The sequence below is a fragment of the Nocardiopsis protaetiae genome (assembly GCF_045446735.1).
Classification (GTDB): Bacteria; Actinomycetota; Actinomycetes; order Streptosporangiales; family Streptosporangiaceae; genus Nocardiopsis; species Nocardiopsis protaetiae.
Genome location: NZ_JBJJBV010000357.1, coordinates 1 through 5,679, shown reverse-complemented (window position 1 = coordinate 5,679; position 5,679 = coordinate 1). Strand labels below are relative to the sequence as shown.

Here is a 5,679-nt window from a genome sequence, read left to right as displayed (position 1 = left end):
CGATGGGGCGCATGCCCTCCCCCCTGCTCCCCCTGGGCCGCGCCGACCGTGGCGAGCGGCCGCGCCCCGCGCCCGCGCCGCGGCTGGCCATGGGAGCCGTCACGCTGGCGGCCCTGGTGGCCGCCGCGTGGGCGGCCGTCCTCGCCCTGACCGCGGCCGAACCCTTCTCCTGCGCGCTGACCTCGGAGGATACGGCCGCCATCCGCTGCAACCAGGCCGCCGAGCGGTTCGCCGACCTGTCCCCCGCGGCCGTGCTCCTGCTGCTGCTCCCGCCCGCCGCCGGTGTCGCCCTCGGTTGGTGGGGAGTGCTGCGGGCATCCCCCGGCCGCAGGCCGCCCGGCGGCGGTACCGCCGCCGGGGCCCGCCGGGCGGCGCTCGGCGCGTGGGGGTGGGTGGCGGCGGGGGGCGTGCCGGTGCTCGGCGGGCTGGTCGGCTGTGCGCTGCTGTGGTCCGCCCTCATGGAGGCCTGGCCGGAGCTGTGAGGTTCCTGCTCGATGTGACCCCGCTGCGGCGGGTGCCGGCCTTCCGGAGGTTCTGGGCCGGGTCGGCCGCCTCGGCGCTGTGCGGGCAGTTCACCGTGTTCGCCGCGACCTTCGCGGTGTGGGAGCTGACCCGGTCCACCGTCCTGATCGGCGCGCTGGGGCTGGTGAGCGCGGTGGCGTGGTTCGTCGCCCTGCCCGTGGGGATGGCGTTCATCGACACCGTCGACCGGGCCCGGGTGGCCCGGTCCGTGATCCTGGCCCAGTGCGCGACGGTGGCGGCGCTGGCCGCGGCAGCGCACCTGGGATCGGTGGCGGCGATCCTGGCGCTGGTCGGGGTGAACACCCTGCTCATGGCGATCGGCCAGCCCGCGCGGCGGGCGATGGTGCCCGCCCTGGTCGGTGACGGGCTGATCGCCCCGGCGCTGGCCCTGTACAACCTGTCCTTCCAGGTGGGCCTGCTGGCGGGCCCCGCGCTGGCCGGGCTGCTCACCTCGGCGGCGGGGGTGGAGGTGTGCTTCCTGGTCAACCTGGTGGGCTTCGCGGCCTCCCTGTACGGGCTGCGCGGGCTGTCGGTGGACCCGGCGGGCACCTCGCGGGGGTTCGGGGCGATGGCCGAGGGGCTGCGGTTCGCGGTGCGGCGGCCGCCGGTGCGCGGCGCGCTGCTGGTGGACCTGGCGGCGACCGTGCTGGCGATGCCGCTGGCGCTGTTCCCCGCGATCAACCAGGAGAGGTTCGGCGGCGACCCGGCCACGTTGGGCCTGTTCGGCAGCGCCGTCGCCGTCGGCGGGGTGACCGGCATGGTGCTGAGCGGCACAGTCACCCGGCGCGGCCGCCCCGGGACGGTGATGACCGCGTGCGCGTGCGTGTGGGGCCTGGCCCTGGCCGCGGCCGGGTTCAGCGCCCACCTGCCGCCGCTGCTGGCCGCGCTGGCGGTGGCCGGGGCCGCCGACACCTGGTCGGTGGTGAGCCGGGGCACCCTGGTGCAGTCCGCCACCCCCGAGGACATGCGCGGCCGGGTGAGCTCGCTGGAGCTGGCGATCGGGATCGCCGGGCCGCACCTGGGGAACTTCCGCGCCGGGCTGGTCGCCCCGCTGCTGGGCGCGGGCGCCGCGATGGCCGCGGGCGGGGTGATGTGCGCGGCCGTCTGCGCCGCGGTGTACGCGCTCACGCCGGGCATGCGCAGATGACCGGTTCCGGGGGATCCCACTCACTCCCGGACCGGCCCCCGGTTCAGCGGATGAACGGCTCCAGATAGCCGTCCAGCCCCACCGAGGCGTAGTGGGCGCGTGCCATCTCGATCTTGGTGAAGACGTCCTCGTACCCGGTCTGGGCACCGTTCTCGTCCACGTAGACCATCGCGCCGGTGATGTTGAAGAAGGTGACCATGCGGTCGCAGTCCTCCGGGACCGCCAGGGTGTGGATCTCGCCGGGCGGCTCGTAGACGAAGTGCCCGGCCTCGGCCACCCAGTCGTGTTCGTAGTAGTGCCAGCGGCCCTCGATGACGTACCCGAAGACGGCGCCCGGGTGGCGGTGGCGGGAGACGATCCCGGAGGCGGTGACCTTGAGCAGGTTGCACCACTGGCCGGTGACGGTGTTGAGCATCAGCGGCCGGAACCACACGTCGGGTGCCTGCGGCACCCACACGCGCGGGTCCTCCGGGACCGCGGCGACCGCGATCTCGTCGGGGATGCCGACGGCCTGGGAGATGACGGGGGTGTTGTCGGGCACGGTTCCACCTTTCTTCGGGGGGTCGGGTCTCAGGGGGGTCAGGCGGCCAGGTAGCCGCCGTCGACGGGCAGGACGACGCCGGTGATGAACCCGGCGTCGGGCCCGCACAGGAACTCCACCGCGCCCGCGACCTCGGCGGGTGTGCCCCAGCGGCCCATGGGCGTGCGGTCCAGGATCCGCGCCTCGGCCGCGGGGTCGGTGCGGATGCCGCCGGTCAGGTCGGTGCTGATCCACCCCGGGGCGACGGCGTTGACGCGGATGCCGTCGGCCGCCCAGGCCACGGCCAGGGACCGGGTGAGCTGGGCGACGCCGCCCTTGCTGGCGGTGTAGGCGGGCACCAGGGGGCCGCCGAAGAAGCTGAGCATCGAGGCGAGGTTGACGACACTGCCGCCGGCCGCGGCCAGGGCGGGCCGGGCGGCGGTGCAGGCCCGCATCACCGAAACGAGGTTGACCTCGATGACGCTCGCGAACACGGCCGGGTCGAACTCCTCGCGGCGGCGGATCACACCGACCGCGTTGACCAGGGCGGTGATCTCGGTGAAGGTCGCCAGGTACTCCTCGATCCCGCCGGGCGCGGTGACGTCGAGCTCGGTGAGCCCGACCTTCTCGCGCAGGTCGGCGGGGGCGTCGTCGGCGCGCAGCCCGCAGGCCTCGACCCGGTGGCCGCGGGCGGCGAACCGGGCGGCGACGGCCGCCCCGATGCCGCTGGTGCCGCCGACCACGACGACGGCCGGGGTGGGGGTCTCGGCCATGGGCTCCTCTCGGGGGTGGTGGGGGGCGTCGGTGGTCAACGCCCCTCCTCGGGGACGGCGAGCGCGTCGATCCAGTACTCGCGGGCCAGGGCGTCCACCCCGGCGGGGGACACCCCGCGCAGGTGGACGGTGGTGCCGTCGGTCCCGGCGATCCGGCCGTGGTCCTGGAGGCGCAGGATGTGGTAGCGCTCGGGCGGGAAGCCCAGGACCACGTCCACCGGGAAGCGGCCGCGCTCGTCGGGGTTCTCGCCCAGTCCGGGTTCGGCCTTGCCGACCGCCTGGAAGGAGAGCCAGCCCTGGTAGAGCAGGACCGCCAGGACGACCGCGGCGATCCGGCGCAGGGTGGGCGAGGACGCCGCTCTACTCCACATCGGCGGCGTCCCCCGGACCGTTCTCGCGCTCCCCCTCGGCCAGCAGGCCGTTGACGTGGGCGACGGTGGCCCGGAACCCGGGGTGGTCGACGGCCGTGTCCCAGGTCCGGGGGCGGGGCAGGTCCACGGTGACGATCTCCCGGACCGTGCTGGGCCGCCCCGACAACACGACGATCCGGTCGGACAGGAACACCGCCTCGTCGATGTCGTGGGTCACGAAGAACACCGTGGGGCGGCGGGCCTCGAAGATCCGGGTGAGGTCCTCCTGGAGGCGGCGCCGGGTCTGGGCGTCGATGCTGGCGAACGGCTCGTCCATGAGCATCACGGCGGGTTCGGTGGCCAGCACGCGGGCGACCCCGAGCCGCTGGCGCATACCGCCGGACAGCTCGTGCGGGTAGCGGTTCTCGAAGCCCTCCAGACCGACCAGGGCCAGGTGCTCGCGGCCGCGCTCGGTGCGTTCGCGCCGGGACACGCCCTTCATGCGCAGGCCGAAGACCGCGTTGCCGAGCACGGTCTTCCAGGGGAAGAGGGCGTGGTTCTGGAAGACGACGCCGCGGTCGGGGCCCGGGCCGGTGACCGGCCTCCCGGCCACGGACACCGTTCCGGAGGTGGGCCGGACGAACCCGGCGACCGTGTTCAGGACGGTGGTCTTGCCGCAGCCGCTGGGGCCCAGGACGGACACGAACTCGCCCTCGGACACCGAGAAGGAGACGTCGCCGATGGCCACGACCTCGTCCCCGGTGTAGGTGTCGGTGTAGGTCTTCTCCAAGTGGTCGATCACCAGGGCGGTCATCCGTCGTCCTCCATACCGCGCACCAATCCCCACCGTTCCACGGTGGCCCTTTCGAACGGCGCCAGGACGAGGGCGTCGAGCATGTACCAGAGGATCCCCAGCACGACCATGCCGAGGAAGACCTGGCTCACGTCGCCCACGCGGCGGGCGTCGAACATCATGAATCCGATACCGCTGGTGCCGACGATGATCTCGGCGGCCACCAGCGCACGCCACCCGTAGCCCAGCCCGGTGCGCACCCCGGTGGCGATGGACGGCAGCGCGCCCGGCACGGTCACCTCCCAGAACACCCGCAGGCGTCCGGCGCCCAGCGAACGGGCCGCCAGCACCAGTTCCCGGGGCACCTGCTCGACCCCGGAGACCACGGCGAGCATGAGCGGGAACACGACCGTGTAGACGATGACGAACGTGACCGCGGTCAGGCTGAACCCGAACCAGACGATGACGATCGGCAGCCAGGCGATGTCCGCGATCGCCTGGAAGAACAGCAGGATCGGCCACAGCGCCTTGCGCACCCGCAGGGACAGCGCCGTCAGGAACCCCATGGGGATGCCGATGAGCAGGCCGAACCCGGCGCCGTAGGCCAGGCGCTCCAGCGAGTCGGACAGGTAGCCGGGCAGGACGCCCTTGCGGACCAGCTCGGCGAACTCGGCGACGACCCGGTCGGGGCCGACGAAGAACGCGGGCGGGAACACCTCCAGTTCCGCGACCAGCCACCACAGGGCGACCACCGGGACGAAGGGTCCCAGGGTGCGGAACGCGGGGCTGCGGGTGAGCCGCAGCCACAGCCGCCGCAGCGGCGGGGCCGGGGCGCGGGCGGGCCTGCGGGGGCCGGCCGGGCGCGTGCGTTCGGCGGATGCCACCGCCATCACCCCTCCCCGGAGGTCATGCCCCAGCGCCGGACCGTGCGGCGCTCCAGCGGGGCGAGCAGCAGGCGGTCCGTGCAGAGCCACAGGACACCGATGACCACCATCGCGGCGATGATGACGTCGGTCGAGAACGAGGTCTGGGCGAGGAAGAGCGCGTAGCCCAGACCGGCGTGGGTCGCGATGATCTCCGCCGCGACCAGGCCGCGCCAGCCGTAGCCCAGGCCGATGCGCAGGCCCGCGATGACGCTGGGCATCGCCCCGGGCAGCAGCACCTCCCAGAAGAGCCGCCACGGCCCGGCCCCCAGGGAGCGGGCCGAGCGCACCAGCTCCCCGGGGATGCGGCGCACGCCCAGCATGGTGTTGTAGGCGAGCGCGAAGAACATCGCGTTCCAGACGATGAAGACGACCGCGCCGTCGCCGTAGCCCAGCCACAGGGTGGCGATGGGGATCCAGGCGATGCCCGCCAGCGCCACCGAGAACCGCAGCAGCGGCGAGAAGAACGCCGACAGGGCCCGGCTGGCGCCCAGGGCGATGCCGAAGGGCAGGGCGGTGGCCACCGCGATCACCGAGCCCATCAGGACCCGGTAGAGGCTGGCGCCCAGGTGCCGGGCCAGGTCCCCGCTGGCGGTCATGCCCCACAGGGCCCGGGCCACGTCGGTGACCTGCGGGAAGACCCGCGGGGGG

Annotated in this window: 8 protein-coding genes; 2 read left to right on the top strand and 6 right to left on the bottom strand. The window is 74.1% G+C overall.

Annotated features, from left to right (window positions below; translation table 11 throughout):
• Both ACJOT3_RS31770 and ACJOT3_RS31765 read left to right on the top strand, forming a co-directional pair.
• The coding region (locus ACJOT3_RS31770) for a hypothetical protein (RefSeq protein ID WP_406976826.1) at positions 1-482 on the top strand (482 nt) is incomplete at its 5' end.
• On the top strand, positions 479-1,669 hold the full coding sequence (locus ACJOT3_RS31765; protein ID WP_406976825.1) for an MFS transporter: 1,191 nt from the start codon (positions 479-481) through the stop codon (positions 1,667-1,669). The genes ACJOT3_RS31770 and ACJOT3_RS31765, both read left to right, overlap by 4 nt.
• Before the next feature lie 43 nt (positions 1,670-1,712).
• On the opposite strand, the gene ACJOT3_RS31760 is transcribed toward ACJOT3_RS31765, so the two are convergent.
• From ACJOT3_RS31760 to ACJOT3_RS31735, 6 genes are all read right to left on the bottom strand, one after another.
• Positions 1,713-2,210 (bottom strand): 2,4'-dihydroxyacetophenone dioxygenase family protein, encoded by a 498-nt coding sequence (locus ACJOT3_RS31760; RefSeq protein WP_406976824.1) that lies wholly within the window; start codon positions 2,208-2,210, stop codon positions 1,713-1,715.
• Positions 2,211-2,248: 38 nt separating this feature from the next.
• Positions 2,249-3,001 carry an SDR family NAD(P)-dependent oxidoreductase gene (locus tag ACJOT3_RS31755; RefSeq protein ID WP_406976823.1) on the bottom strand — a complete coding sequence of 251 codons (753 nt, stop codon included), beginning with the start codon at positions 2,999-3,001 and terminating at the stop codon, positions 2,249-2,251.
• Positions 2,998-3,333 carry a hypothetical protein gene (locus ACJOT3_RS31750; RefSeq protein ID WP_406976822.1) on the bottom strand — a complete coding sequence of 112 codons (336 nt, stop codon included), beginning with the start codon at positions 3,331-3,333 and terminating at the stop codon, positions 2,998-3,000. Before ACJOT3_RS31750 ends, ACJOT3_RS31755 begins: the two co-directional genes overlap by 4 nt.
• The gene (locus ACJOT3_RS31745) at positions 3,323-4,126 is read right to left on the bottom strand and encodes an ABC transporter ATP-binding protein (RefSeq protein ID WP_406976821.1); all 804 of its coding nucleotides are present in this window, start codon (positions 4,124-4,126) and stop codon (positions 3,323-3,325) included. The genes ACJOT3_RS31750 and ACJOT3_RS31745 overlap by 11 nt, the downstream gene beginning before the upstream one ends.
• Positions 4,123-4,995 carry an ABC transporter permease gene (locus ACJOT3_RS31740; protein ID WP_406976820.1) on the bottom strand — a complete coding sequence of 291 codons (873 nt, stop codon included), beginning with the start codon at positions 4,993-4,995 and terminating at the stop codon, positions 4,123-4,125. The genes ACJOT3_RS31745 and ACJOT3_RS31740 overlap by 4 nt, the downstream gene beginning before the upstream one ends.
• A partial coding sequence (locus ACJOT3_RS31735; protein ID WP_406976819.1) for an ABC transporter permease occupies positions 4,995-5,679 on the bottom strand: 685 nt, incomplete at its 5' end. The genes ACJOT3_RS31740 and ACJOT3_RS31735, both read right to left, overlap by 1 nt.

Excerpts from the sequence above, each read along its gene's own strand:
- ACJOT3_RS31750 (WP_406976822.1), bottom strand. The coding sequence starts at position 3,333 with ATGTGGAGTAGAGCGGCGTCCTCGCCCACCCTGCGCCGGATCGCCGCG.
- ACJOT3_RS31745 (WP_406976821.1), bottom strand. The coding sequence starts at position 4,126 with ATGACCGCCCTGGTGATCGACCACTTGGAGAAGACCTACACCGACACC.
- ACJOT3_RS31740 (WP_406976820.1), bottom strand. The coding sequence starts at position 4,995 with ATGGCGGTGGCATCCGCCGAACGCACGCGCCCGGCCGGCCCCCGCAGG.